The sequence below is a fragment of the Pedobacter immunditicola genome (assembly GCF_037482985.1).
Taxonomy (GTDB): Bacteria; Bacteroidota; Bacteroidia; order Sphingobacteriales; family Sphingobacteriaceae; genus Pedobacter; species Pedobacter immunditicola.
The window spans coordinates 209,676-235,665 of the sequence record NZ_JBBHKC010000005.1 but is presented as its reverse complement, the minus strand read 5'-3'; the positions used below and the strand labels follow the sequence as shown (position 1 = coordinate 235,665).

Here is a 25,990-nt window from a genome sequence, read left to right as displayed (position 1 = left end):
TAGACATTCTATCGCTTTTAAATTAATAATGACAACCGGTTAACCAGATAGGTCTATTTTGCAAAAGATACTGAACGGGTTTCTCTAATTACCGTCACTTTAATCTGACCAGGGTAGGTCATTTCAGTTTGTATGCGGTTAGAAATATCTGCAGCAAGTAATTCTGCCTGCTGATCAGTTACCCTTTCACTTTCCACAACAACCCTTAATTCTCTACCAGCTTGTATGGCGAATGTTTTCTCCACACCCGGGTAAGATAAAGCAAGTTCTTCCAGTTCTTTTAAACGTTTGATATAGCTTTCTACTACTTCACGTCTTGCTCCCGGACGAGCACCAGATATGGCATCACAAGCTTGTACAATCGGTGAGATCATTGATGTCATTTCAATTTCATCATGGTGAGCACCAATGGCATTGCAAATTTCTGGATGTTCTTTATACTTTTCTGCAAGTTGCATTCCTAGGATAGCGTGAGGTAATTCTGGGTTATCATCAGGCACTTTACCTATATCATGCAGTAGACCTGCTCTCTTTGCCATTTTAGCATTTAAGCCAAGTTCTGCTGCCATAGTAGCACAGAAATTAGCCACCTCACGGGAGTGATGCAATAAGTTTTGTCCGTAAGAAGAACGGTAACGCATACGCCCCACCATCCTGATCAGCTCAGGGTGCAGACCATGGATACCGAGGTCAATAACGGTACGTTCACCAATTTCGACAATCTCCTCTTCGATTTGTTTTTTAGTTTTAGCAACCACCTCTTCAATACGTGCAGGGTGAATACGGCCATCTGTTACCAAACGGTGAAGGGCCAGACGCGCAATCTCTCTTCTAACCGGATCAAATCCTGATAAGATGATGGCTTCAGGGGTATCATCAACAATGATTTCGATACCTGTTGCGGCCTCCAGTGCACGGATATTTCTACCCTCTCTGCCAATTACACGGCCTTTAATCTCATCACTTTCAATATGGAAGATGGAAACTGTGTTTTCGATAGCGGCCTCAACTGCTGTACGCTGAATGGTTTGAATAACAACCTTCTTCGCTTCCTTGGTTGCGGTAAGCTTAGCTTCGTCCACAATATCCTTCACCTGGATCATTGCTTGGGAACGAGCTTCCTCTTTCATGTTTTCCACTAACTGGTTTTTAGCTTCTTCAGCACTTAAGCCAGCAATAGCTTCCAGTTGTTTCACATGCTGCGTTTTTAACAAGTCGACATCTTCTTGTTTTTTAATCGCAATTTCAGTTTGTTTCTCGAGGTGTTTCTTTTGATTATCTAACTCCTGCTCTTTGCGGTTTACATTTTCCATGCGCTGGCTCAGGCTTTGCTCCTTTTGCTTAACGGCATTTTCACGCTGGTTGATTTGGTTATTCTTAGTCGTTACTTCCTGCTCATGTTCTGCCTTTAAATGCAGGAACTTCTCTTTGGCTTCCAGTAGTCTGTCCTTTTTTAAGATGTCCGCACTAATTTCTGCATCTTTAAGAATCTTTTTAACTTTTGTCTGAGCTGCTACTTCCTGTTTTCTAAGGAGCGTGCGCAGCAGGTATCTTCCTATGACTATACCGATAGCCAGGCCGGCAAGTACATATCCTATTATTCCTACTATTTCCATTTCTATTTTAATAAAAAAAACCGTAATTAAATATTAAGCTCGTGTGTTGTTCTCAAATACATGCATATAGAAAGAAGAACCCCTTCTATTAGAAAGCATCGTAAAAAACCCCAATGAAACTTAAGATTTAACCACGGTTAAATACTTTTTTATGCTATAAAGAACGTTCCTATTTATTTTGAAAAAAAATCGTTTAATAAACTATCTAATTCGTCCACTTTATCAGCAACGGCAGTGTCCTGATCCTGGACTTTATTCTCCACCCTCAATACGGCCGTTGCATAGTGCAAGACTGCCATGGAGAGTAAATCCTGTTTATCTCTTACCGCATAATTCTCCTGGTAATCTTTTATGCGTTCGTTAATAATTTTGGCTGCCCGCCTTACAATTTCTTCCTCCTCAGTACTCACCTTTAAAGGGTAGATACGGTCAGAAATAGTTATTTTTATCGAGATTTCTCCCATTTTTTAGCTTTGTTTCAGTTTTTTGGTATTCCTTACTTTTTAAGCAACACAACACACTTATCAATCTCGCGCACAAAATCGTTAATTTTTTGCTTTATATCAAGCGTCTTTTCACTTGTCCCCTCAATACTTTTCGCTAGCTTAAGAACCCGGAGCTTTTCTTCCAGTTCAACATTCTTAGTTTTAGCGGCATCGAGGTTAGTCTTTATAAATTGATTTTCAAGCTTTAATAACTCATTTTCTTCTTGTAAAGCACTACACAACTCAATTAAACGAGTTGTTTTTTGTAATACCGAATTTAATTGATCTGAAACCGAAGTCATGTTATTAAACTTTATTATAATTCAAAATCCCTATAAATATTATTTTCTGATCTCTGCTTTCGCTGTTTGCGCTAAGTTATATATAATCTTTTGCATAACCGCATCAATTTGCTTGTCGGTTAACGTTTGCTCTTCGTCCTGAAGTGTAAAGTGAAGTGCATAGGACTTTTTCCCGGCAGGTAATTTATCTCCCATGTACACGTCAAATACCTGTACATTCTTGATCAGGCGTTTTTCGGTTTTAAAGGCAATCGTCTTGAGGTCATCAAAGGTTACCCCTAAGTCAACCAGCATCGACAGATCTCTTCTTACTGAAGGGTATTTAGGAACTTCTTTATTGACGATCTTATTCTTTTTGACCATATTCAATAATAAGGCCCAATCGAAATCTGCATAAAATACGTCTTTGTTCACATCGGCTTTCTTTTTATCAGTCTGGGTAACCGCTCCAAAACTAACGATTGTCTGACTACCCCTGTAATACCTAATGCCATAGGCGAAATCATCGCCCGCTATTTCTTCTACCTGGTAATTATTGACACCCAATCTGCCCAATACAGCATCAACAGCAGCTTTAATGTTATAGAAGCTTACTGCATTACTTTTCTGTGCCCAATGTTCAGCATGGTTAGATCCTGATAAAATCAATAATAAACGCGGACGTTCCACGTATTTCTCATTAATCAGGTGGTAAGTATTCCCAAACTCATAAAATTTGATGTCCGGGTTCTTGCGATTCTGGTTATAAGCCACACTTTCCAAGGCTGGCATTAACAAGCCCTGGCGCATGACGTTTAAATCGGAGCTTAATGGATTCAGGATTTTCACAGCTTCCTCCGGGTTATTGGAATAAGCGGCTTTGGTCAATGAATTACACCAGATCTCAATAAATCCGTTGGCCGTAAGCATATCAGCAATCACATGTTGTGTCAATTCTTTATCGGGTTTCTCGGAATAAGACAATGAAGCATTGATTTTGCTTGGGATGGCAATGTTGTTGTAACCGTAAATCCTTAATACTTCTTCGGTAATATCACATTCCCTGGTTACATCCACCCGGTAAGCTGGAACTGCTAAAGTTAGCTGATCCTGATCTTCATGGGCGACTTTTATACCCAGTGCAACGATAATTTCCTTAATCTCTTCATGGGGAATTGATGCGCCAATCAGTCGATTAATGCCTGCAGAAGAAACTTCTACTTCAAAAGGTGGAAGCGGCGATGGGTAGAGATCAGAAATAGATGAAGAGATTACTCCGCCAGCCAATTCTTTAATCAGCAATGCTGCTCTTTTGAGGGCATAAACGGTAATTTCAGGATCGGTACCTCTCTCGTAACGAAAAGAAGCATCGGTTTTTAAGCCAAATCTTTTGGCGGTTTTACGAATGGACACCGCATTGAAATAAGCGCTTTCCAGGAAAATATTGGTGGTAGTTTCCGTCACGCCAGAATCTTTACCTCCATAAACGCCGGCAATGGTCATCGGTCGATCAGCATCACAGATCATTAAATCATCTGCAGCCAATTTACGTTCCACACCATCAAGGGTTGTAAATGGAGTTCCATCAGCACACTTTTTCACCAACACTTTCCTTCCACTGATCCGGTCGGCATCAAAGGCATGTAAAGGCTGACCAAGATCATGCAATACATAATTAGTGATGTCTACAATATTATTGATCGGACGGATACCGATTACTTTCAATTTATCTTGTAACCACTCAGGAGATGCGGTAACAGTAACTCCACTGATGGTCAGGCTGCTGTAACGCGGACAAGCAACACTGTCTTCCACCTGTACCTCTATAATTAAGCTTTCAGCTTCTGTCTGGAAAGCAGCAACATCAGGCATATTAATTTGTGCACGGAAATAAGCGGCTAAATCCCTTGCCACACCAAGATGAGAAGCAGCATCAGCACGGTTCGGGGTAAGGCCAATTTCATAAAGGTAATCATCCTCCATTTTGAAATGATCTTTTGCAGCGATACCGATTACGGTATCTTCAGGCAACTCCATAATCCCATTATGAGATGTCCCTAAGCCGATCTCATCTTCTGCACAGATCATCCCTTCAGACACTTCCCCTCTTATTTTTGATTTATTAATTTTGAAAGGCTCACCATCATTAGGGTGTACGGTAGTACCAACAGTAGCCACGACAACTTTCTGCCCCTGGGCCACATTTGATGCACCACAAACAATTTGTATGATCTCTGGTCCTGCCACATCAACAGTCGTTACTTTTAAACGGTCTGCATTGGGATGAGGCACACAGCTCAGTACTTTACCAATCACCAGACCTTCAAGGCCACCAGCTACAGGCTGAACTTTTTCAAGGCTTTCTACTTCTAAACCTATGTTGGTTAAAATGAGCGAAAGTTCCTGCGGTGTTTTATCTGTTTGAATAAATTGTTTGAGCCAGTTATAAGAGATCTTCATGTTTTGTTATCAGAGTAAAACGCAAAGATATAAAATCTCAAAGTAATCCTTCATCCGCAAAACTAAAGAATAATCTATCGGCAATAATTAAATGATCTAAAACTGGCAGATCCATCATTTTCCCTGCTTCCACCAGTCGTTTGGTCACTTTAAGATCTTCATTGCTGGGTTTAGCATTCCCAGACGGATGGTTATGCGCCAGAATAATGGAAGCGGCATTGAACTCCAGCGCCGTTTTAAAGATAATCTTAGGATCTACAACCGTCCCGGACTGTCCGCCTTTGCTGATCATTAACTTTGCTTTCACAAAATTGGCTCTGTTTAATATCAATATCCAGAATTCTTCATGAGGAAGATCGGTCATGATGGGCGCCAGGATATCGTAGGCATCCCTTGCACCAGAAATCTTTAAAACTTTAGTAACGGGGGTGTCCTTTCTTCTTCTGCCCAATTCAAGGGCAGCCACAATAGCGATGGCTTTGGCCTCCCCTATTCCTTTAAATTTCGAAAGTTCAACGATGGTTGTTTTTCCAAGGGCATCCAGGTCATTGGCGGTGGAGGCCAGAATCCGTTTACTGAGATCAACCGCCGATTCCTGCCGGTTTCCAGATCCAATGAGAATGGCAATTAATTCAGCATCCGTTAAGTGCCTTCTTCCATGAAGGAGGAGCTTCTCCCTCGGACGGTCGGCTTCCGCCCACAGTTTTATCCCTAATTTCTGTTCATATGACTCCATAGAAACAAAAAAAACGGGATAGGCAAGGCCTATCCCGTTTATAATATTGTGAAGCTATAATTAATTCAAGCTATTAACAAACTTTGTTAATTTCGATTTATTGTTAGCTGCTTTATTTTTGTGAATAATATTTTTCTTAGCTAAACGATCCAACATGGAAACCACCTTAGGTAATAACTCTAGTCCTGCTTTTTTATCTTCAGCACCACGTAATCTTTTGATAAAAGTACGTGTAGTTTTTGCTTGATATCTATTACGTAGACGTTTAGTTGCGTTTGTTCTAATTCTTTTTAAAGAAGATTTATGATTTGCCATTGTTCTTTAGCCTTTATTTTTTCTATTTTTTTAGGACTGCAAATATAGAGTTTAAGTTTTTAATATGCAAAATGATATGTAATTATTTTTCATTCAGCATAAAGTAACTGATCCTTACCCTATTAGATTTGTTGCCTTTCTACCGCAAATATAGCAGAGTTCATGACACATAAGCAAATGATTCATGAAAAACTTTTAAGAAAATCAGATAAACGAGTTTTTAAACCGATAACAGGCAATTTAAACGCTTAAAATGTTAATTTTGAAACATTGTGAATAAGCATAAGTTCATGACCTTTCAAAATATATACACTAATGAACCATCATAAGCAACACTCACAAATAGAAATGAATATTGCTCATGATAGCTTCATCACCTTTAAAAAACCAATTGTATACCAATGAAAAAACGTATTGCCATTTTTGCCTCAGGCTCCGGAACCAATGCACAGAAATTAATGGAACATTTTTCTGAAAGCAACGAAGCGGAGGTTGCATTGGTGCTCTCTAATAATCCCGATGCTTTTGTACTCCAGCGGGCAGACAATTACGAAATCCCTTCGCACGTTTTTACAAGGAAAGAATTCTACCATAGTGATGAGGTGCTTAACCTGTTGAAAAAGCTGGATATCGACTTTATTGTTCTTGCAGGTTTCTTATGGCTGATTCCTAAAAATCTTTTAACAGAATTCCCCAACAAGATCATCAATATCCATCCGGCCTTATTACCAAAATATGGCGGCAAGGGGATGTATGGCGACCATGTACATCATGCAGTGCTCGCTGCAGGCGACACAGAAGGTGGGATCACCATCCATTTTGTGAACGAAAATTACGATGAAGGCGAATATATATACCAGGGCAAATACAAAATTGATAAAGATGATAATCTAGAAATGATCAAATTTAAAGGACAGCAACTTGAACACCAGCATTTTCCGCGTGTAGTGGAGAATATTATAAAGAAGATGAAGAAGTAAGTATTATTATTTATTCGCTTAAAATTTATCGGTTAAAAACCTTATTTTTGCGGCTCAAAAATTAACACTAATGAGCCATTCAATAAAGATCAAAAACGCTTTAATTTCAGTTTATTACAAAGACGGTCTAGAACCATTAGTTCGCCTTCTTGCTGCACAGGGCGTTCAATTATTCTCTACCGGAGGTACTGAACAATTCATAAAAGATTTAAACTTACCAGTTACTGCTGTAGAAGACTTAACAGGCTACCCTTCCATTTTAGGCGGCCGGGTTAAAACCTTACACCCAAAAGTTTTCGGTGGAATTTTAAACCGCAGAAATTTAAGTGAAGATAAAGCACAAATCGCTGAATATGAAATTCCAGAAATTGATTTGGTCATTGTTGATTTGTACCCTTTTGAAGAAACTGTAAAAGCTGGAGGCTCTGAAGCCGAAATTATCGAGAAAATCGATATTGGTGGTATCTCCCTGATCCGTGCAGCAGCCAAGAATTTCAATGATGTGGTTATCCTGGCGTCGAAAGATGATTATAGTACTTTGCAACAACAGTTGGAAGCACAAAATGGCGAAACTACATTAGCGCAACGCAAAGCCTATGCGAAAACGGCTTTCCATACTTCTTCTCATTATGACACGGCCATTTTCAACTACTTCAATAACGAAGACCCTATAGCCGTTTTTAAACAAAGCATTAAACAGGCGCAAACATTGCGTTATGGCGAAAACCCACATCAACAAGGTGTATTTTATGGCGACCTTGATGAAATGTTCACCAAATTAAACGGAAAGGAACTTTCTTATAACAACCTGGTTGATGTAGATGCCGCTGTTGCTTTAATTGAGGAATTTGACGAGCCTACCTTCGCTATCCTTAAACACACCAACGCTTGTGGCGTTGCCTCCAGGACGAACGTTTTAGAAGCGTGGAAAGATGCACTCGCATGTGACCCTGTATCTGCTTTCGGTGGCGTTTTAATCACCAACCGTGAAGTCGACCTTGCAACAGCCACTGAAATCAACAAATTGTTTTTCGAAGTATTGATTGCACCATCTTATGAGGCCGAAGCTGTGGAGCTCTTTAAAGCCAAGAAAAACCGTGTGATTTTAAAAAGAAACGAAGTAGAATTGTCTAAGAAACAATTCAAAACTTTATTGAACGGTGTGATTGAGCAGGATAAAGATTTAATTATCGAGGGTCCGGAGCAAATGAGCAGCGTTACAGAAAAAAAACCTACTGAACAAGAGTTGAAGGACCTGTACTTTGCAAATAAAATTGTGAAGCATACAAAATCAAATACGATTGTTTTTGCTAAAAATAATACCCTGATCGCCAGCGGTGTCGGACAAACTTCCAGGGTCGATGCACTTAAACAGGCTATTGTAAAGGCCGATGCTTTTAACTTCAGTTTAACGGGTGCTGTAATGGCCTCAGACGCCTTCTTTCCCTTTCCAGACTGCGTAGAGCTTGCTGCAGAAGCGGGCATTACAGCGGTGTTACAGCCAGGCGGATCAATCAAGGACGCTGATTCTGTGAACATGGCAAATGTTAAAAATATTGCTATGGTAACAACCGGTGTCAGACATTTTAAACACTAATAAATTTATAAGAATATACAATAAAAAGCCGTAGTTTTACATTACTATAATACATAGATATTTTTAATACATAATTTTCACCTATAAATGGGTTTATTTAACTGGTTTACGCAAGAGGTCGCTATTGATTTAGGCACCGCTAATACCCTGATTATACATAACGATAAAGTGGTAGTTGATGAACCTTCTATCGTGGCTTTTGACAGACAAACAAATAAAATTATAGCGATAGGCCGGCAAGCCATGCAAATGGAAGGTAAAACCCACGATAACATCCGTACGGTAAGACCTTTAAAGGACGGTGTTATAGCTGATTTTAACGCTGCCGAAGCTATGATTAAAGGAATGATCAGGATGCTTAACGGTGGTAAGGGATGGATGTTCCCTTCCCTAAGAATGGTCATCTGTATCCCTTCAGGCATTACTGAAGTAGAAAAGCGTGCTGTACGCGATTCAGCAGAAATTGCCGGAGCTAAAGAGGTCTACCTTATTCACGAGCCTATGGCTGCTGCTGTTGGTATCGGTATCGACGTGGAAGAGCCCATGGGTAACATGATTATTGATATCGGTGGTGGTACGACTGAAATTGCAGTAATTGCGCTTTCGGGTATCGTTTGCGACCAGTCGATCCGCGTTGCCGGGGATAACTTCGATTCTGATATCGTCAATTACATCCGTCGCCAGCATAACATCATGATTGGTGACCGTACCGCAGAGAAAATCAAAATTGAAGTGGGTGCAGCCCTACCCGAATTACAAGACCCTCCAGGGGATTTTGCCGTGCAGGGAAGAGATCTAATGACCGGCGTGCCGAAACAGATTACTGTTTCCTATACGGAAATTGCTCACTGTCTTGATAAATCGATTTCTAAGATTGAAGAAGCCATCCTTAAAGCACTGGAGATCACACCTCCTGAACTTTCAGCAGATATTTACCAGACTGGTATCTATTTAACTGGTGGAGGTGCGTTGCTACGCGGATTAGATAAACGTGTAGCTGCAAAAACCAAGCTTCCGGTACACGTTGCCGAAGATCCTTTGAGAGCAGTAGTTCGCGGAACAGGTATCGCCCTTAAAAATATTGGTGGCTATAAATTTTTAATGCAATAAAAGGTTCTTTCGCTGTAAGTTATAGGTTTCGTAATGATTTATAACTTACAGCGCAACCTACAACTCTGAAATTATGCGTAACCTTTGGATCTTTATTAATAGATATAACGCATTTTTCTTTCTCATCATCTTCCTTACTGCAGGTATAGTGTTAACTGTAAAGAATAACAGTTACCAGCGTAGCGTGACCCTCAATTCATCCAATGAACTGGTGGGCAATGCTTACGAAAAGTTTAATGTGATAAAAAAATATGCAAACCTGGGCCAGGTAAATGATAGTCTGGCTTTTGAAAATGCGAAGCTCTATACGCAGCTCCTGAAAATGAGAAACATAGACAGTGCTAAAGAAGTCACTGTTGTCGATACCCTGACCGAGCAGCAATACACTTACCTCGCTGCTAGAGTCATCAAAAATTCCATTACTTTAAGGAACAACATCATTGCAATCAATAAAGGCAGTTTAGACGGCATAAAAAGCGGCATGGCAGTCATCTCCCCTCAAAAAGGTGTAGTAGGTTTCATCAGGGACGTCTCTCCACACCTGGCCACCATTCAGTCCTTACTGCACAAAGACACCAAAATCAGTGTCAACATCAAGAAAAACAATGCCCTGGGCTCGTTGGTATGGGGTGAAAAAAACTTCGATTACCGCAAAGCTTTCATCAGAGAAATTCCCAACCATTTCAAAGTGAACTTAAAAGACACGGTGGTTACGTCTGGTTTCGGTTCTTTCCCGCCGGGAATCCCCGTAGGCAGTGTCAGTAATGCCGGCATTGCAATGGGAGACAACTTTTTAACCATTGAAATTAATCTTTTTAATGATTTCAGCACCCTACAGTATGTTTATGTAATTAAAGATAAATTTGCAGAAGAGCAAAAATCCTTAGAATCTAAATTGCCCAATGAATAGCAAATTAATCCTGATCAACCTGTTACGGTGGTTTTTACTACTATTTATACAAATCATCTTATTAAGGAATTTAAGTTTCTATGACCTGGCTACCCCTTTCATCTATGTTTTGTTTCTCCTGCTGCTTCCCTTTGGAATGCCAAATATTTTGTTGTATATTATATCATTTGGTACAGGTTTAACACTGGATGCTTTTTACGATACCCTGGGTGTACATGCTTCAGCTTCTGTTGTGCTTGCTTTTGTCAGAATCCAGTTTATTTCTATCAGTGTGAACCGCGATGGATTTGACGAACCTGAACCTACTTTAGGAAATATGGGTTTTAAATGGTTTTCTATTTATTCTCTTTTGTGTATCTTTTCTCACCATCTTGTGTTATTTCTTTTAGAGGCATTTAAAATATCTGAACTTTCCTACACGTTAATGAGGTGTTTGACCAGCGGTATTTTTACATGGTTTATCATTATTTTAATAGAATTTTTATTCTATAACAGGAGATTACGTTAATGGACAATTTGTTTGCCAGAAAATATACAATACAGGGAATTATTCTTGTGGTGTGCCTGATTCTTGTAGGACAGCTTTTCTATATGCAAGTACTCAGCGACAAATACTTCCTTCTTTCCAACAGTAACGTATTGCGCAAAATATATACCTTCCCGGCCAGGGGCGTCATATATGACCGTGATGGAAAAGTACTGGTCCAGAATGAGCCGGTATATGATTTAATGGTCATCCCTAACCAGGTAAAGCCATTTGATACATTAGCATTCTGCGATATCATTGGTATAGACATGCCGGGCTTTAAAAAACGCTTTAACAAAGCTTTATCACAATCAAGGTATCAACCTTCACCCTTTGAGAAACAACTATCCGTACGAACTTATGCCGCATTACAGGAAAAGCTCAGCAGCTTTCCGGGATTCCACGTACAGGGAAGAACCGTACGCCATTATCCCGACAGTGTAGCAGGACAGTTCTTCGGCTATGTTAAAGAAGTGAGTCAGAAGGATATTGATGAAAGTAATGGCTATTACCGTCCTGGTGACTATATAGGAAAAACAGGTGTAGAAAGAGAATACAACGAAGTTTTACGCGGCGAGCGCGGTGTAATCAATATGATGTATGATGCACGCAACGTACCCCAGGGAAGTTATCTCGAAGGTAAATTCGATACTTTGGCCCGCTCCGGTGAAAAGGTGATATCGTCCCTTGATATTGAAGTTCAAAAGCTTGCTGAAGAACTGATGGAAAATAAGGTTGGTAGTATTGTGGCGATAGAGCCATCCACCGGTGAAGTTCTTGCTTTTGTGAGCAGTCCGGGTTATGATCCAAATAAGATGGTCGGCCGCCAGCAGGGAAATAATTATATGGAAATATTTGGCCGGCCCAACAGGCCATTCCTCGTGAGGCCGATTTCCGGCTATTATTCACCGGGATCGGCATTTAAACCACTGGACGCTTTAATAGGATTACAGGAAGGAGTGATTACGCCCGAGATGACTTTTAACTGTCCGGGGGCTTACTGGGCAGGTAACCATCGGATAAAGTGCGAACACGTGGATGGGAATATCAGTTTACGATGGGGACTTGCAAGATCCTGCAACGTCTACGCCAGTTATGTCTTCGAAAAATTACTCACGCAGAGAAAATACAAGAGCCAGAAAGTTGCTTATGATGTCTGGCAGGAAAAAGTCCGCAAATTTGGTGTCGGGGTAAAATTAGGCATCGATATGCCTTATGAACGTAAGGGAACGTTATTCACCGCAGCAGAGTATACCAAATGGTATGGTAAATACTGGGGCTTTACCACCGTAATTTCCCTGGGTATCGGGCAAGGAGAAATAAACACTACCCCACTGCAAATGGCAAACATCATGGCGATTATCGCCAATAAAGGATACTATATAAAGCCACACTTAGTTAAAGCGATTGGAGAAAAAAAGCTCATTAGTAAAGACTATGTGGAGAAAAACTATGTAGGGATAGATGAACGTCATTTTGATCCGGTAATTGACGGAATGGAAATGGCCGTTAATAGCCCGGGGGGGACGGCATTGGCATCCCGCATTCCAAACATTTCCATGGCGGGAAAAACAGGGACCGTACAAAACCCACACGGCAAAAACCACAGTGTTTTCATCGGTTTTGCGCCACGTCATAATCCCAAGATCGCAATTGCAGTGATTGTAGAAAATGCGGGTTATGGATCCACCTATGCAGCGCCAATTGCCAGTTACCTTACTGAGAAATACCTTACAGACTCTGTTTCAGGAAAAAGGGTGGCACAGATGGAATGGATGAAAAAACAAAATCTTATTCCAGAGCCACTGAAGCCGAAAGTTGATCCCAACACAAAACCAGGCGACAGTGTCAAGAGCAAAACCCCAGATACGAATAAAGTATTGCCGGCTGCAAAAAAAACCTTACGACCGTTACAGAGCACCTATCCCTTTTTTAACAGCACATCACCCTTTATAAACAGCACTGTGCCGACTACGATAAACATTTTAAAGAATAACGAACATACAGAGGCTCCACGATGATCAATCAACACACCAACAGGTTTTTTTTTAATGTAGACTGGATCACTGTACTTATTTATGTAGCATTATGTGCAATTGGATATGTAAACATTTATGCATCCGTTTACAATCCAGATTTGTCAGACACCTACGATTTCAGCAGTAATTACGGAAAACAACTGATCTTCATTATTTCTGCCTTAATATTAGGGTTTTCTATTCTCCTGCTGGATGCTAAGTTCTTCAGTATCTTTGCCCCTGTCATTTACGGGGTAACCATTATCCTGTTGATCGCTGTATTGGTGATCGGGCGTAAAGTGGCGGGAAACCAGGCCTGGATCCCCATAGGGAGTTTCAGGTTACAACCATCAGAATTTGCTAAATTCGGCACAGCATTACTACTTGCACGTTATATAAGCACATTTACGCCGAAGTTTAAAGATTTTAAATCCATCATGTTTGCGGGGTTAATTGTATCCCTGCCCTTGTTTTTCATCATGATGCAGCCAGATACCGGCTCCGCATTGGTGTTTCTTGCCTTTATGTTCCCATTATACAGAGAAGGACTGTCAGGTTATTTCCTCCTTATCTTTTTAGGCATGGTCGTGCTCTTCATTGCCGTTTTCCTTGTCCCCCTTTATGTCATTATACCCTTGATTGTAATCGTTGGTGGCTACAGTATTTACTTGAACAAGAGAAAGCAGAAGATGATGATCTCCATTGCCATGGCCACCATCATTGCTATTGCTTATTTATTTTTGGTAAAACTTACCTATACCAAGGTATTAGAGCCTCACCAGCGAGCCAGGATCGAAGTGATGCTGGGCTTAAAGATCGACCCGAAAGGTGCAGGTTATAATGTGATACAATCTAAAATAGCGATCGGTTCAGGACAGGTGATGGGCCGGGGGTTCTTGCTGGGTACACAAACAAAGTTTGGCTATGTACCGGAGCAAAGTACGGATTTTATCTTTTCCACCGTGGGTGAAGAATGGGGTTTTGTGGGCTGCACCGTATTAATCGGGCTCTACTTATTTTTGCTGCTGAGGATCATCAATCTGGCCGAAAGGCAGCGATCCCCTTTTTCAAGGGTATATGGTTACTGCGTGGCCAGTATTCTCTTTTTCCACGTGTTTATTAACATCGGTATGACCATCGGTATAGCGCCCGTAATTGGTATTCCCCTTCCATTCATCAGTTATGGAGGTTCTTCCCTATGGAGCTTTACAGTACTCTTGTTTATCTTTTTGAAATTGGACTCTAACCGGATGGGATTTATTTAACCGGGAAACGTCTTTTCAATAGATCATAAAAGCGGTCTACAGTCGGCTGTTTTGATTTCCAATCATTCTTTAGTGCATAATTTTTCTGCAGAAAGGCATCTGCAGTTTTAAAGTCAGGCATCCTATTGACCAGGTCTATTACTTCGGCATAAGCCAGGCTATAACCGTGGAACAAATCCTTAACAAACAAAAGCTTATCGTTCAGACTAATGGCCTGTTTAAGGTCTTTGATCTCTGCGACAGGGGCCTCTGTTGTATGACTGCCATTCTGGTTACCCGCAAGCATCTCATTTAAAGTTAATTTAACAGGGGTCTCCTGACTTGCTGAAGTAGTTTTTACGCTTGCTGCAGGTGCTTCGGGCACAACAACAGGTATTTCAGCGATAACAGATTTTTCAGGAACAACAGGTGTTTCAGGCACAACGGGTACTTCGGGAATAACAGGTGCTTCGGGTATCACTACAGGTATTTCTGTAACAGTAACTGGCACTGTAGGGGCTTCAAAGGGGGTTTCTGGAATAACTACCGGTGCTTCCGTTATCTTTACAGGTACCTCAGGAACAAACAAATCAGTCGGTACTTTTTCCGGAACAGTCAGCACTTCTATTTTGATGGGTTCATCAATTTGAAACTCCGGTTGTGACTTCACTAAAAATGGTTCCGGCCCTTGTTCTTCTTCCCCATGCCGTTTTTCGTTGGTTTCTTCCTGTGACTTCAATAATTGCTTCTGCGCAATGATTCTTTGCTCTTCGGGTGTCAGCGGACGGTTAAACAGTTCTTCAACTTCCTTCTCTTCAAACTCAAAAGCTGCCGGCTCTTTATCCGCACTTAAAGTTTCCTCCTGGTGATTAGCTTTTGGCGTTTCAATTGCTGGGGCTTCAATGGCTTTAAGCTCCTGGTGGTTATGAGCCTTGATCACGATGTTGATGTGATCTGTTAAAAAATTGGCATTAGACAAAAACAACTCCAATTCCAACTCATTGAGTTCATGTGGATTTGCAGCCAGGTATTGGTGCTGATCCTGAAGTTCTGTAAGTATATTTCCGATTTTCCTAAATAGATCTTCTTGCTTCATCATGGCTTTATAACGGTATTTTGGATGTTTTATGTTGGTAACTTAACTATCAAAAGTACTACAAAATTCTGATATTTGCCGACTCTAAAGTTTCAACAATCAGGATGTTATTCAGCGAACAAAATTACAAAAGAGGCGTTTACCGTGGTAGTATCGAAGTTATTTGTGGTTCCATGTTCTCTGGAAAGACAGAAGAACTGATCAGAAGGCTCAAGAGAGCTGATATAGCGAAATTAAAAGTTGAAATCTTTAAACCTGCAACAGACGTAAGGTATGATGACAATGCGGTTGTTTCTCACGATCAGCATGCTGTGCAGTCTACCGCTGTGGAAAACTCTTCCTCTATATTGTTTCTCAATGCGGATACACAGGTTGTAGGTATCGACGAAGCACAGTTTTTTGATGAAGGTTTGCCCGATATTTGCAATCAACTTGCAGCCAAAGGTATACGGGTAATCGTAGCCGGGCTGGACATGGATTTCACCGGAAAGCCCTTTGGCCCAATGCCGGCGTTGATGTCCATTGCTGAAATGGTGACCAAGGTACATGCAGTGTGCGTGTGCTGTGGCAGTCCAGCCATGTATTCTTTTCGAAAAGTAGCCAGTGAAGACACCATCCTCCTTGGCGAAAAAGAAAGTTATGAACCCCGCTGCAGGTATTGCTTCAATTTGGTAGAATAGTTTCGCTGCCGGCTTAGCCTCAGCATGCATAACTTACTAAGCTTTAGGTAGCAGCGGTCTGTACGGTACTATCCAGTGAAAGTGCCAAATTACGCTTTGGCTTTTTCTTTTTCATTTTGTTAAGCCAGATTAAGGTACCCGTAACAGGCAAACTTGTGGCAATTAAACAGGCCAGGAAATAAATGATTTTGGTAAACATGCCATAAACATCACCAATATGGAGTGCTTTTATGGAGCCAGAAATCCTTTCGTTAAAAGGCATATCTGCAAAACGTTCAACTTTCACCACATTGGCAGAAGCTTGGTCTAGCGTTAACTTATCTGCAGCAGCAGGGGCAAAAAAGCCCGCTTTAAATTTACTTATATTCACTTTTGCTTCCGCATCAGCAGGAATTGCAATCATGACATCACCTTTAAAATTGAATACCTTTGCAGCAGCAGCATGGTAATCTTCAATAGAAAGCTGTTGTCTTCCATCTGTCCCTTCAGCTTCTTTTGGTCCTATACCTTCCTTCTTTCCCCGACCTTCCGGCTTTCCCTGACCTTCCGGTTTTCCCGGGCCCTCGGCCTGATAAGTGCCCAAAGCTTTCCTCAATCCGGTTCTATACCACTCAAAAGACCATTGCGGACCGGTGATGCCCATCAGGAACAAAAATATACAGGAGTACATCCCCAATGAATTGTGCAGGTCGTGGTTAATCCGCTTCCAATTGCCGCTCCATTTTATTTTGAGACCTTGTTTCCAGGCCCTGATTTTTCTTGGAAACCAAATCACCATCCCCGTAATTACACCTAAAGTAAACAAGATGGTTGCTGTACCAGAGATATAACTTCCTAATTTCCGATTATCCAGATCACCAAAAATCGGTTTTTCGATCTTATCTAAAATCAACCACCTGTGCAGGCTGAACATATAGGTCATGAAGGTAACCGTACCTGATTTTATTTCTGCCGAATTCCCTAATACAGCCGCATTATAAGGGTTTACATAATACATTATCGGTCTGGATGGTTTTTTAGCGCCCTCATTTCCCTTAGGGCCTTTTGCCACTTTTGCTGTGTTTGAAGATGAATTAAGGGGTTTTTCGGGAGATTTTTCCTTTTTAACACCCATTTGCCAGGAGCGTCCGGCATCAGCAGGGATTTTTACACTGACTACCTTACCACCACTATTCTGTTCTACAGCAGCAATTAATTGGGCAGCAGGTATTTTTGCCTTGTCTGAAGTTGGCTGCACATTAAACAACTCTGGCGTAGCAGCCTCCCTGATTTCCTCGTTAAAAACATAGATAGTCCCGCTTAAACAAACTAAAAAGACGATGAGGCCACTTGCCAAACCAATCCATAAATGGATGTCATTTAAAAACTTTCTTGTTTTAACCCAGGCCGTAGTGTTTTTAGTCATCAGTTCAGATCGATTTAATTTATTACTCGTTATGCTTAATTTTTTACTTCTACATTAATTGGCGTAAACCGCTTCTTGCCAAAAGTACTATTTAGAATTATAATAAATAAACATTAACACGAAATATCTGAAAATAATTGAGTGGCATGGTTTTTACGCCTGGTAAACATAAAAGATCCAACGGTATGCCATCCAGCGTTGTAGCTTTCATGAAGTATATTCCCGAGCGTTCGGTGCTCAGGGTAACTTATGTGTCAGGGATGGTATACGACTATTTGAATGTGCCGTCGACGGTATATGATGAAATGCGCGCTGCTACATCTAAAGGGAAATTTCTAAATGAAAGAATTAAAGGGAATTATCCTTTCAAGAAAGTATCAAAGGACTGACCAAGCTTGGCTACAAATCCAAAAAAATAACACAAGGCATCCTCATCATGAAACAATAGCCTGCATTTGGAACGACTATTGAAGCATGTCTGATTTGAAAAGAAGATCAGGCGGGTTACCTAAAAATTGCTTAAATTTAATTACTAAATTATTCAACTATGAACACAATGAAAACCCTTTCGGAAGTATTGAACCATCTTAAAGAAATTGGCTACACAACAGATTTCAACCTGGAAGGAGAAGCACTAGTTTCTTCTCCGCATGCATTAAGAATTAATCCAGATGATTTTGAAGTTGATAAGCATTATCGTTTTGAAGGGATGTCAGATCCTGCTGATGCAGCCGTAGTATACGCTATCTCTTCTGAAAAATATAATTTAAAAGGTGTTGTGGTAAATGGTTATGGAATATATAGTGATCCTGCCACCGATAAAATAATGAGAGCGCTGGATGAGAAATGTTTACTTGCCGGTTCTGGCTCAAGGGGCGCTAAAACAGCTGCACACGTTGGTACATTGAGCACACAAAATGTGCAACTGACAAAAAAAGACCAGGTTCCTGATCAGGTTAAATTTAATGAGGCCACGCCGTTGAGACCGGAAGGCGACCGTCCTTTGGACGCCCCGATGATGGTAATGGACCTGAATGCTTTTAAAGTGCAGATTAAGCAGGAAAAACCCTGGCTGGAAGGCGACCGCAACGCAATAACCGTTTTTAAAACCGATGCCTTGCGTATTGTGCTGGTAGCCCTGCACAAAGGTACAGAGATGAAACAGCACAGTGCCAAGGGAATCATTAGCGTACAAGTATTGGAAGGACATATTAGTTTTCGCACTGGCATGCAGACTGCCGAATTAAAAGCAGGACAAATGATTGCTTTACATGCGCAAATTCCTCATAGTGTGTATGCTAATGAAGAAACGCTGTTTTTACTGACCTTAGCTGTAACAGTGCAGGATTAATCGATAGATGAGTAATCAGTTTATCATGAAAGGAAGGTTACACTCCCTTTCATGATAAACTATATGTACTTACATCTTTTTCAGTCCCATTGCATATTGTATACCGCCCAAAACATGTTTTAGAAAAAGGGGATCTGCATAAGCTTCTTCGGTATGCCCAAGTTCCGTATAAAAAGACCTGCCACCATCGAAATCATGGTACCAGGCAATAGGGTGATAGTCGCCCATTTTATTCGCTCCCGGATCATAACTCTTTTCATCAATGGTGATGAGCACGTTCAGCTTCTCCTTGGTCATCCAATTAAAGTTATACCACTCTTCTTTCAATTTCCATTCCTTCGGCAGGTGACGGGTAGCAATGGTTTTCCTGTTGACGATATTTAAAGTGGCTACCTGCTGTTTTGGGTGACTCACAAAATAAGCGCCCACTAAATTGCCATACCATGGCCAGTCGAATTCGGTGTCAGAAGCCGCATGAATACCTACAAAACCTTTTCCCGATTTAATATATTGCTCAAATGCTTGTTCCTGCGCTGGGTTCAACACATCGCCCGTGGTATTCAGGAATACAACCGCAGCATATTGACTTAAATTTTCTTTGGTGAAATTTCCGGCATTGGTCGTTGTATCGACCTCAAAACTATTTTCTTTACCCATTTGCAGCAAGGCTGCATTACCTTCCACAATTGATTTGTGGTGGAAGCCACTGGTTTTACTAAAAACTAATATTTTCTTGCTTTGCTGTGCGATGCCTGCGGAACTGAGCATCATCAAGATAATTAAAAAATAACCGCTGAGGTTAATAGCCTTTGCATTCATAAATAGGGGTTCAGGATATTGGTTGGCTTAAGATAAGTGTTTTCGACGAAATGGAATAAAAATATCGACATTTATTAAGGCGGTGTGAAGGTTGTAAGAAGGCTAAGCTTTCTATTGGTGTAAAGTGAATCATAGTACCGACCTCGTACCGCAAAACCCCTGTCAGGTGCGCCCCAAACCGGGCGTAGGTAAGTGCTGGTTTTTAGGGAGAGATTAGCTTCCATTTCTAAAGTATAACGTGTCTGTTGGCAATTGGCTTCCTTTAACTAATGCCTGGCTAGTTTAATCTCAGCAGCGGTTTGTTCAGCAGAAGTTATACCGGAAGGCAGTTCTATAATTTTGAGGTTACGAAAATGAATTGGCGCTCCTTCAGATTCAAGGCAGATATAGCCTTTCTTCTGCGATGACTGACTAATCCCGTTAACCACTACCCCATTCACCGAAAGTTTAATCACCCCATCGATACAAGTCACCACATAGGTATTCCATTCACCCTTGCCTTTGCAGAGATTTACAATTGATTTACTCCTTTCACCCCTTGGGTTGTCGGGTATTGTTTTTACACCGTTAACGCCAAACAACTCGCCATGAACATAAGCAATGGGCGGCTTTTTACCCTCATGCTGATTAAGGTTAACCCAATCAAGCTCCAGCATTTGAACCTCTACCCCATTTGGCAGGCGCGAATCTTTATCAGGCTTTGCATCGCTCCAAACAAATACACCAGAATTTCCGCCAGCCTCCATATGTTTCCATTCAATATGCAGCAGGAAGTTTTCATATTGTTTTTCACTCCTCATCACCCCGATCGGATTTCCCGAGCACACCAGCTCCTCCTTTTTGATTTTCCATGTATCAGGAGATGTATTTACATCGATCCATTTAATAGCGGTTTCTTTTTTCTTGGTATTGGATGTAATATCCATCAAGTTGACTTCCTTACCAAAACTTAACACCGTACCCTGCGCAGCAGCAAAATCAGGAATGCCAACAGCCATAACCAGGAATAGCTGCACAAGCGTTATCTTCAGCGAAACATTTGTAATGACCTTCATATCTATATCAATTTGGTGATCCCTGGCATAGCCACTTCAGGACTGGTGTATTTATAATCCCATGCAAATTCGTCTATACTTGGGCCCAATACCTGGTTAGAATTAAATGCTTGTTCCCAGGTTAACGTTTGTCCGCTATAGGCTACCATTCGGCTCATAATGGCAAGCATCGTGCTATTCGCCATTATATCGCCATCATTCATCGGTTTACCATTCCGGATGGAGGCAAAGAGTTCATCATGCTGAGTTTGGTAAGGATTATTCTTCTTCCCCTTGTATTGCCAAATACCTTGACCGGTAACTTCATGCAATCCGCTGCCCAGATTAACAATCGCATTTCCTTCTGTGCCCGCTATCTCCACAGAATTTCTGCTGGAGCAACCTGCTTGCTGCCTGCTGAAACTAAATCCTCTTGCGCCATTTGCATACTCATATTCAATGGCAAAATGATCATAGATATTGCCATATTTTTCATCGACACGCACTTGACGCCCGCCGGTGCCTGTGGCCCGCAGCGGCATTTGCTCACCCATTGCCCAGGTCATCATATCCAAACTATGGACTGTCATTTCAACGATATAATCACCCGACAACCAGTTGTAATAATACCAGTTGCGCATTTGATATTCCATATCTGTCCAGCCGGCTTCTCTGGGCTTATACCACAGTTCGCCACCATTCCGTGTAGAGGAAACAGACATTACCTTTCCGATATCGCCATGTAAGATCTTATTGAACAGCGCTCTTTTCGGTAAATCGTATCGAAAGGTAAAACCGGATACCAATGATAACTTTTTCTCTTTAGCTAATTTTGCCGACTGAATTACTTTCCGCACCCCCGGTGCATCCACTGCTACAGGTTTTTCACAAAAAATATGCTTCCCGGCCGCCACTGCCGCCATAAGATGATCTGGCCTGAAAGAAGGCGGCGTGGTTAAAATAACGACATCAACATCAGATTCAATGACTTTTTTATAAGCATCAAAGCCTACATATTTCCTGTCTTTGTTCACCTTTAACTTTTTCGGGAAAACTTCATTGATCGCTTTATAAGCTTCCTCCAACCGATCAGCAAAGACATCGCCCATAGCGGTGATCACCACATCGGGATCAGCAGAAAGGGCCTGGAAAGCAGCACCTGTACCTCGCCCGCCGCAACCTATTAAACCGACTTTCAGGGTGTTTTTGTTAGCTGCAAATGCAGATCCCGGAAAGCCAAGGTTAAATGCTAAAGTACTTCCAATTACTGCGGCACCTGTGGTTCTGATAAATGCCCTGCGGTTGGTCGTGGTGTTATCAAATGGATTTCGTTTCATCAGTTTATAGTTTAAGATTACGGCCTTTAAAACAAGGCACAACATCCCCTTAGACTCTCCTTAAGGGGTTATAACACAACATAAAATTACTGTAAAGTAAATATAATTTTGGACTTCTAATTAATCAAAAAAAATTATAAACCATTGGTTATGTTAATGGTAAGCAAAATACCACAGTAATTGTAGCGTTTTACCTGTGGCATCCGTTTTACCATTATACACATACTGCTCCTAATAAAAACAAACAACCCCATGAAAGCATTCAGCCCGATACTTGTATTAACATTATTCCTTTTTGCCTGTGGCACCGCCAAAAAAGCGGAAGTTAGCCCAGTAACAACACCAGATACCATTGAAGATAATCCAGCTGTAAAGCAAGGACGGATTAAAGATGGGGCTGATTTCTATGCGACCGGCAATGAGCCTTTCTGGTCTTTATCTATAGATTTTGAAGGTTCCATGCATTACATCACCGCGGAAGGATTTGAATTAACTGTTCCTGCAGTAAAAGGAGAAAAAGCCATGGACGCCCATGTAACCCGTTACCATTCGGAGACAGACAAGGGCACGTTAACTGTACAGGTGTTTACCCAGTTTTGTGAAGACACGATGTCTGGCAAGAAGAACAATTTCAAAGTACAGGTTGAGGTTAAAAAACGGGGCGACAGCGTCGCTGAAACCGTAACAGGTTGTGGAAATTACCTCGGTGTTTACGAAATAAATGATGTCTGGACCTTACAGCGCATTGGCAGCAAGGACATTGACACTGCTGATAAGACCCTTAAATCACCTACCATGGAACTGCGCTTAAACGATAACCGTGTGCTGGGACTTGGTGGTTGCAACCGCTATTCAGGTAGTTTCAGCCTTGAAGGGGATAAAATGATCTTCGGTTATATGCTATCGACCATGATGGCCTGCCCGGGCATGAGTTTGGAAAGCCAGTTTTTAAAGTTACTTAACGAAAAAACACTCCCTTACAAATTAGAAAAAGGAGTGCTTTATGTAGGTACAGGTGAAAATATGATGACCTTTAAAAGGGCAGAAAAGCAAGATTTAAAATAGCTTTTAAGTTAGTTCGCCCTTCTTCATCGCATTAACCGCATAGTCTACTGCCCTGGCGGTTAATGCCATGTAAGTGAGTGATGGGTTTTGAGTTGCGGTGGACGTCATACAAGCGCCATCAGTAACAAAAACATTTTTACAGGCATGTAGCTGGTTCCATTGATTAAGGATAGACGTTTTAGGATCATGCCCCATTCTGGCTCCGCCCATTTCGTGGATATCCAGGCCGGGTGCTTGCGAAGCATCATTTTGCTTAATGTTGGTGAAACCGGCCTCCGTAAACATCTCTGTCAGCTGCTCCAGGTAGTCTTTCTTCATCAACACGTCATTCTCATCATAGTCGACGGAAATATTTAGCTGTGGGACACCCCAGGCGTCCTTTTTGGAAGGATCAAGGTTAACGAAGTTACTTTCCTTCGGGATGGTTTCGCCCATCATGTGCGAGCCTACGCTCCATGGGCCTAAGGTTGTCTTCAATAAGTTAGCCTTTAGGCCTTCCCCAACGCCAGACGTATCTTTATTGCTGATTCTACGGGCACTGAAACCGGCCGCATAACCTCTTTTAAAATTAGTTTCCTGTTTAAAAACATTCCTGAAACGCGGCAGATAACCACCTCCGGCCGGGTTCCTGCCATCTGTTGTATAGTTCAGCATCCCATCGTATTCAGCACTGATCCGGGCACTGTAATTATGGAAAGCGACGAACTTACCCAATTGTCCGTTATCATTCCCTAATCCCTGTGGAAAACGCTGGGATTTGGAGTTCAACAAGATCAGGTTGGTATTTAACGCCGCAGCGTTAACAAAGATCACCTTCGCATAGTATTCCGTAACCTCCTTGGTGTTGGTGTCAATCACCCTTACCCCGGTAACTTTGCCTTTTTTATCATCATATATGACAGATTCCACCACAGAAAAGGGCCTTAATGTCAGGTTTCCAGTTTTTGCCGCCCAAGGTAAGGTAGAAGCATTGCTGCTGAAGTAGCCACCGAAGGGACATCCACGCTGACAAAGGGTTCTGTTCTGACACTGGCCACGGCCCTGGTCTAAATGTATCTGGTTGGGCTTCGAGATATGGGCACACCTTGCGCTGATTACATGCCTATCGCTGTATTTATTGGTGAGTACTTTTTTAAAATAATCTTCTACCGCATTCAAGGGATAACCCGGCAAGAATTCGCCATCAGGCAATTGCGGCAAGCCATCTTTATTGCCAGAGATACCGGCAAACTTCTCTACATAACTGTACCATGGTGCGATATCTTTATAACGGATGGGCCAATCCACAGCAAAGTCATCACGTGCAGGGCCTTCAAAATCAAGATCGCTCCAGCGTTGTACCTGTCTTGCCCAAAGCAAAGACTTCCCACCCACCTGGTAGCCCCTTATCCAATCGAATGGCTTCTCCTGAACGTAAGGATGTTCCTGATCTTTGACCACAAAATGCATGGCATCTTCCCTGAAGATATAACACCTGCTGGCAATCGGGTTTTCTTTACGGATGGCTAATGCAGGTTCACCGTAGTGCTCAAATTCGTAAGTATATTTATTGGTAGTGGGATAATCGGTAATGTGCTGCACATCCCTTCCTCTTTCCAATACGAGTGTTTTCAGTCCTTTCTCTGTAAATTCCTTAGCAGCCCAGCCACCACTGATACCAGAACCAATGACTATCGCATCGAAGGTATGTGCCTTTTCGGCATCGATATTTAGATTTGACATGTATCTTAAAGTTAGGCGGTTTTAACAGGATAATAACCATTATACCTGCCGGGAACTAATTCCCATTTAATTAAATTGGTCATCACATATTGAGAGTTCAGGTAACCCTGTATTGTCTTGCCTTTCATGATTTTGTAGAAGCCTGCAAGTTCTGCAGCTGCTTCTTTATCATTTTCAATGCCGACTAATAGTTTCTGGCGTTCGGGAACAGCTATATCCATAAAAGATTTATGATACAGATCCTGCGTTTTGACTTTTAACGCTTCCAGCCCTTTCAAGAAGAGCTGCTGCTCCTCTGGCTCATAACAGTCATCCAGCATTTTGAGCACAAAAAGATGAATGTTTAATTCTTTAGCCCCCGGCGTGCTGGTCTTTGGGATAATCGTTTCCACAATTTCAGCCAGGAGGTTTTCCTGGTCAAGACTTACATCCAGGTTTTTCAATAGCACTGAAGATTTTCCAGCATCCCTTAAACAGGAAGGAAGCAGGGCCAGTCCGCCGGCCATGATTAAAATTTGTTTAATAACTAAACGTCTCTCCATAACGGAATAAGTATTTAATGTGTTATGCTACGGGCACCTTTTTTAAGAAATGCAGTTTATAGCTCAGATCCAACTGGTGATAAAGCTGGAAGCCATGTTTTTTATACCATGGCAGGTTTTGTATCGTGGAAGTTTCCAGGTAAACCGGCAACTGCTGCAGCTGTGCATAATCTAGTAACTCTTTCAGCAGCTTAGTGCCCAGTCCGGTATGTTGGAACTTTGGCTCTACACCAATAAACCATAGATAGAGCATATTCGTTTTTGGTTGTATATGCTTGATTTTACTTTCTCTTTTAAGCGTCTTGGATATGTTTTTTAAACTGATGGTATGGAAAAGACGTTTAAACTCCAGCTTTATGGTTTTAAGGGTCGTTATTTTCTGATGCGGATAAAGTATAAGGGCACAAGCATTACGGTCGTCAGACAAATAGATCTCCCCGAACAGGTAGCACTGCTCAAATGAATAATCCATTAATTCGTAAATGCGCATGAACTTTTTATGGTTCTGCCGGATGACATAATTAACACTTTTATTCTTTTCGAAAGACTTTGTCAATATATCTAATACCAGGCTTTTGTCTGCATAGGTAGCTTTAATCATAGTTTGTGAGATCGTTGATCATTCATGGCATCAACCATAGCGTTAAATTGTTCGTTCATT

General features: G+C 41.4%; 25 protein-coding genes. 11 read left to right on the top strand and 14 right to left on the bottom strand.

Annotated features, from left to right (window positions below; all coding sequences use genetic code 11):
- Positions 1-53: 53 nt before the first annotated feature.
- From rny to rpsT, 6 genes are all read right to left on the bottom strand, one after another.
- Entirely contained in the window at positions 54-1,616 is a 1,563-nt protein-coding gene (gene rny / locus WG905_RS10490) for a ribonuclease Y (protein ID WP_339591670.1), read from the bottom strand.
- Positions 1,617-1,789: 173 nt separating this feature from the next.
- The gene (locus tag WG905_RS10485; RefSeq protein WP_339591669.1) at positions 1,790-2,080 is read right to left on the bottom strand and encodes a cell division protein ZapA; all 291 of its coding nucleotides are present in this window, start codon (positions 2,078-2,080) and stop codon (positions 1,790-1,792) included.
- 32 nt (positions 2,081-2,112) lie between these two features.
- Positions 2,113-2,403, bottom strand: a complete 291-nt coding sequence (locus WG905_RS10480) for a hypothetical protein (protein WP_339591668.1) — start codon at positions 2,401-2,403, stop codon at positions 2,113-2,115.
- Positions 2,404-2,442: 39 nt separating this feature from the next.
- Complete coding sequence (pheT, locus tag WG905_RS10475; protein ID WP_339591667.1) at positions 2,443-4,842, bottom strand: phenylalanine--tRNA ligase subunit beta; 2,400 nt, start codon at positions 4,840-4,842, stop codon at positions 2,443-2,445.
- Between the two features lie 37 nt (positions 4,843-4,879).
- Positions 4,880-5,578 carry a RadC family protein gene (gene radC, locus WG905_RS10470; RefSeq protein WP_339591666.1) on the bottom strand — a complete coding sequence of 233 codons (699 nt, stop codon included), beginning with the start codon at positions 5,576-5,578 and terminating at the stop codon, positions 4,880-4,882.
- A gap of 60 nt (positions 5,579-5,638) precedes the next feature.
- A complete protein-coding gene (gene rpsT, locus WG905_RS10465) occupies positions 5,639-5,893 on the bottom strand; it encodes a 30S ribosomal protein S20 (protein ID WP_339591665.1) in 255 nt (84 codons plus the stop codon).
- A 401-nt stretch (positions 5,894-6,294) separates the two neighbouring features.
- Between rpsT and purN the strand changes: the two genes are divergently transcribed.
- The 7 genes from purN to rodA all read left to right on the top strand — a co-directional run bounded on the left by purN (position 6,295) and on the right by rodA (position 14,299).
- Positions 6,295-6,873 carry a phosphoribosylglycinamide formyltransferase gene (gene purN / locus WG905_RS10460; protein ID WP_339591664.1) on the top strand — a complete coding sequence of 193 codons (579 nt, stop codon included), beginning with the start codon at positions 6,295-6,297 and terminating at the stop codon, positions 6,871-6,873.
- Positions 6,874-6,943: 70 nt separating this feature from the next.
- Positions 6,944-8,470 (top strand): bifunctional phosphoribosylaminoimidazolecarboxamide formyltransferase/IMP cyclohydrolase, encoded by a 1,527-nt coding sequence (gene purH, locus WG905_RS10455; RefSeq protein WP_339591663.1) that lies wholly within the window; start codon positions 6,944-6,946, stop codon positions 8,468-8,470.
- 87 nt (positions 8,471-8,557) lie between these two features.
- Positions 8,558-9,580, top strand: a complete 1,023-nt coding sequence (locus WG905_RS10450) for a rod shape-determining protein (protein ID WP_196859886.1) — start codon at positions 8,558-8,560, stop codon at positions 9,578-9,580.
- Positions 9,581-9,653: 73 nt separating this feature from the next.
- Positions 9,654-10,490: a rod shape-determining protein MreC gene (mreC, locus tag WG905_RS10445; protein ID WP_339591662.1), complete on the top strand. Its 837-nt coding sequence runs from the start codon at positions 9,654-9,656 to the stop codon at positions 10,488-10,490.
- Positions 10,483-10,998, top strand: coding sequence for a rod shape-determining protein MreD (locus tag WG905_RS10440; RefSeq protein WP_339591661.1), 516 nt, complete (start codon positions 10,483-10,485; stop codon positions 10,996-10,998). The genes mreC and WG905_RS10440 overlap by 8 nt, the downstream gene beginning before the upstream one ends.
- Complete coding sequence (gene mrdA, locus WG905_RS10435) at positions 10,998-13,037, top strand: penicillin-binding protein 2 (RefSeq protein WP_339591660.1); 2,040 nt, start codon at positions 10,998-11,000, stop codon at positions 13,035-13,037. The genes WG905_RS10440 and mrdA overlap by 1 nt, the downstream gene beginning before the upstream one ends.
- Complete coding sequence (rodA, locus tag WG905_RS10430; RefSeq protein ID WP_339591659.1) at positions 13,034-14,299, top strand: rod shape-determining protein RodA; 1,266 nt, start codon at positions 13,034-13,036, stop codon at positions 14,297-14,299. Before mrdA ends, rodA begins: the two co-directional genes overlap by 4 nt.
- Here the strand turns inward: rodA and WG905_RS10425 are convergent.
- Positions 14,292-15,377: a DUF8457 domain-containing protein gene (locus WG905_RS10425; RefSeq protein WP_339591658.1), complete on the bottom strand. Its 1,086-nt coding sequence runs from the start codon at positions 15,375-15,377 to the stop codon at positions 14,292-14,294. The two genes, rodA and WG905_RS10425, sit on opposite strands and share 8 nt — an antisense overlap.
- 101 nt (positions 15,378-15,478) lie before the next feature.
- On the opposite strand from WG905_RS10425, the gene WG905_RS10420 reads away from it, so the two are divergent.
- The gene (locus tag WG905_RS10420) at positions 15,479-16,054 is read left to right on the top strand and encodes a thymidine kinase (RefSeq protein ID WP_339591657.1); all 576 of its coding nucleotides are present in this window, start codon (positions 15,479-15,481) and stop codon (positions 16,052-16,054) included.
- A gap of 43 nt (positions 16,055-16,097) precedes the next feature.
- Here the strand turns inward: WG905_RS10420 and WG905_RS10415 are convergent, their stop codons facing one another.
- Positions 16,098-17,459: a PepSY-associated TM helix domain-containing protein gene (locus WG905_RS10415; protein ID WP_339591656.1), complete on the bottom strand. Its 1,362-nt coding sequence runs from the start codon at positions 17,457-17,459 to the stop codon at positions 16,098-16,100.
- Positions 17,460-17,605: 146 nt separating this feature from the next.
- On the opposite strand from WG905_RS10415, the gene WG905_RS10410 reads away from it, so the two are divergent.
- Both WG905_RS10410 and WG905_RS10405 read left to right on the top strand, forming a co-directional pair.
- A complete protein-coding gene (locus WG905_RS10410) occupies positions 17,606-17,848 on the top strand; it encodes a KTSC domain-containing protein (protein ID WP_339591655.1) in 243 nt (80 codons plus the stop codon).
- A 158-nt stretch (positions 17,849-18,006) separates the two neighbouring features.
- Positions 18,007-18,810 carry a cupin domain-containing protein gene (locus WG905_RS10405; protein ID WP_339591654.1) on the top strand — a complete coding sequence of 268 codons (804 nt, stop codon included), beginning with the start codon at positions 18,007-18,009 and terminating at the stop codon, positions 18,808-18,810.
- Positions 18,811-18,879: 69 nt separating this feature from the next.
- On the opposite strand, the gene WG905_RS10400 is transcribed toward WG905_RS10405, so the two are convergent.
- The 3 genes from WG905_RS10400 to WG905_RS10390 form a co-directional block, all read right to left on the bottom strand.
- Positions 18,880-19,629 carry a ThuA domain-containing protein gene (locus tag WG905_RS10400; RefSeq protein WP_339591653.1) on the bottom strand — a complete coding sequence of 250 codons (750 nt, stop codon included), beginning with the start codon at positions 19,627-19,629 and terminating at the stop codon, positions 18,880-18,882.
- Between the two features lie 266 nt (positions 19,630-19,895).
- On the bottom strand, positions 19,896-20,684 hold the full coding sequence (locus tag WG905_RS10395) for a 3-keto-disaccharide hydrolase (protein ID WP_339591652.1): 789 nt from the start codon (positions 20,682-20,684) through the stop codon (positions 19,896-19,898).
- A 2-nt stretch (positions 20,685-20,686) separates the two neighbouring features.
- Positions 20,687-22,000, bottom strand: a complete 1,314-nt coding sequence (locus tag WG905_RS10390) for a Gfo/Idh/MocA family protein (protein ID WP_339591651.1) — start codon at positions 21,998-22,000, stop codon at positions 20,687-20,689.
- Between the two features lie 252 nt (positions 22,001-22,252).
- On the opposite strand from WG905_RS10390, the gene WG905_RS10385 reads away from it, so the two are divergent.
- Positions 22,253-23,065, top strand: coding sequence for an META domain-containing protein (locus tag WG905_RS10385; protein WP_339591650.1), 813 nt, complete (start codon positions 22,253-22,255; stop codon positions 23,063-23,065).
- 3 nt (positions 23,066-23,068) lie between these two features.
- Here the strand turns inward: WG905_RS10385 and WG905_RS10380 are convergent, their stop codons facing one another.
- From WG905_RS10380 to WG905_RS10370, 3 genes are read right to left on the bottom strand one after another with little or no spacing between them, the layout of a single operon-like run.
- Positions 23,069-24,787 carry a GMC oxidoreductase gene (locus WG905_RS10380; protein ID WP_339591649.1) on the bottom strand — a complete coding sequence of 573 codons (1,719 nt, stop codon included), beginning with the start codon at positions 24,785-24,787 and terminating at the stop codon, positions 23,069-23,071.
- Positions 24,788-24,798: 11 nt separating this feature from the next.
- Positions 24,799-25,329: a gluconate 2-dehydrogenase subunit 3 family protein gene (locus tag WG905_RS10375; protein WP_339591648.1), complete on the bottom strand. Its 531-nt coding sequence runs from the start codon at positions 25,327-25,329 to the stop codon at positions 24,799-24,801.
- Positions 25,330-25,351: 22 nt separating this feature from the next.
- Positions 25,352-25,930 (bottom strand): GNAT family N-acetyltransferase, encoded by a 579-nt coding sequence (locus WG905_RS10370; protein ID WP_339591647.1) that lies wholly within the window; start codon positions 25,928-25,930, stop codon positions 25,352-25,354.
- Positions 25,931-25,990 lie beyond the last annotated feature (60 nt).

Coding starts and splice junctions, on each gene's coding strand:
- rny (WP_339591670.1), bottom strand. CDS start 1,616: ATGGAAATAGTAGGAATAATAGGATATGTACTTGCCGGCCTGGCTATC.
- WG905_RS10440 (WP_339591661.1), top strand. CDS start 10,483: ATGAATAGCAAATTAATCCTGATCAACCTGTTACGGTGGTTTTTACTA.
- purH (WP_339591663.1), top strand. CDS start 6,944: ATGAGCCATTCAATAAAGATCAAAAACGCTTTAATTTCAGTTTATTAC.
- WG905_RS10485 (WP_339591669.1), bottom strand. CDS start 2,080: ATGGGAGAAATCTCGATAAAAATAACTATTTCTGACCGTATCTACCCT.
- mrdA (WP_339591660.1), top strand. CDS start 10,998: ATGGACAATTTGTTTGCCAGAAAATATACAATACAGGGAATTATTCTT.
- WG905_RS10415 (WP_339591656.1), bottom strand. CDS start 17,459: ATGACTAAAAACACTACGGCCTGGGTTAAAACAAGAAAGTTTTTAAAT.
- mreC (WP_339591662.1), top strand. CDS start 9,654: ATGCGTAACCTTTGGATCTTTATTAATAGATATAACGCATTTTTCTTT.
- WG905_RS10395 (WP_339591652.1), bottom strand. CDS start 20,684: ATGAAGGTCATTACAAATGTTTCGCTGAAGATAACGCTTGTGCAGCTA.
- WG905_RS10400 (WP_339591653.1), bottom strand. CDS start 19,629: ATGAATGCAAAGGCTATTAACCTCAGCGGTTATTTTTTAATTATCTTG.
- WG905_RS10480 (WP_339591668.1), bottom strand. CDS start 2,403: ATGACTTCGGTTTCAGATCAATTAAATTCGGTATTACAAAAAACAACT.
- WG905_RS10385 (WP_339591650.1), top strand. CDS start 22,253: ATGAAAGCATTCAGCCCGATACTTGTATTAACATTATTCCTTTTTGCC.
- WG905_RS10425 (WP_339591658.1), bottom strand. CDS start 15,377: ATGATGAAGCAAGAAGATCTATTTAGGAAAATCGGAAATATACTTACA.
- pheT (WP_339591667.1), bottom strand. CDS start 4,842: ATGAAGATCTCTTATAACTGGCTCAAACAATTTATTCAAACAGATAAA.
- rpsT (WP_339591665.1), bottom strand. CDS start 5,893: ATGGCAAATCATAAATCTTCTTTAAAAAGAATTAGAACAAACGCAACT.
- purN (WP_339591664.1), top strand. CDS start 6,295: ATGAAAAAACGTATTGCCATTTTTGCCTCAGGCTCCGGAACCAATGCA.
- WG905_RS10370 (WP_339591647.1), bottom strand. CDS start 25,930: ATGATTAAAGCTACCTATGCAGACAAAAGCCTGGTATTAGATATATTG.
- WG905_RS10410 (WP_339591655.1), top strand. CDS start 17,606: ATGGTTTTTACGCCTGGTAAACATAAAAGATCCAACGGTATGCCATCC.
- WG905_RS10390 (WP_339591651.1), bottom strand. CDS start 22,000: ATGAAACGAAATCCATTTGATAACACCACGACCAACCGCAGGGCATTT.
- WG905_RS10380 (WP_339591649.1), bottom strand. CDS start 24,787: ATGTCAAATCTAAATATCGATGCCGAAAAGGCACATACCTTCGATGCG.
- radC (WP_339591666.1), bottom strand. CDS start 5,578: ATGGAGTCATATGAACAGAAATTAGGGATAAAACTGTGGGCGGAAGCC.
- WG905_RS10420 (WP_339591657.1), top strand. CDS start 15,479: ATGTTATTCAGCGAACAAAATTACAAAAGAGGCGTTTACCGTGGTAGT.
- WG905_RS10375 (WP_339591648.1), bottom strand. CDS start 25,329: ATGGAGAGACGTTTAGTTATTAAACAAATTTTAATCATGGCCGGCGGA.
- WG905_RS10405 (WP_339591654.1), top strand. CDS start 18,007: ATGAACACAATGAAAACCCTTTCGGAAGTATTGAACCATCTTAAAGAA.
- WG905_RS10450 (WP_196859886.1), top strand. CDS start 8,558: ATGGGTTTATTTAACTGGTTTACGCAAGAGGTCGCTATTGATTTAGGC.
- rodA (WP_339591659.1), top strand. CDS start 13,034: ATGATCAATCAACACACCAACAGGTTTTTTTTTAATGTAGACTGGATC.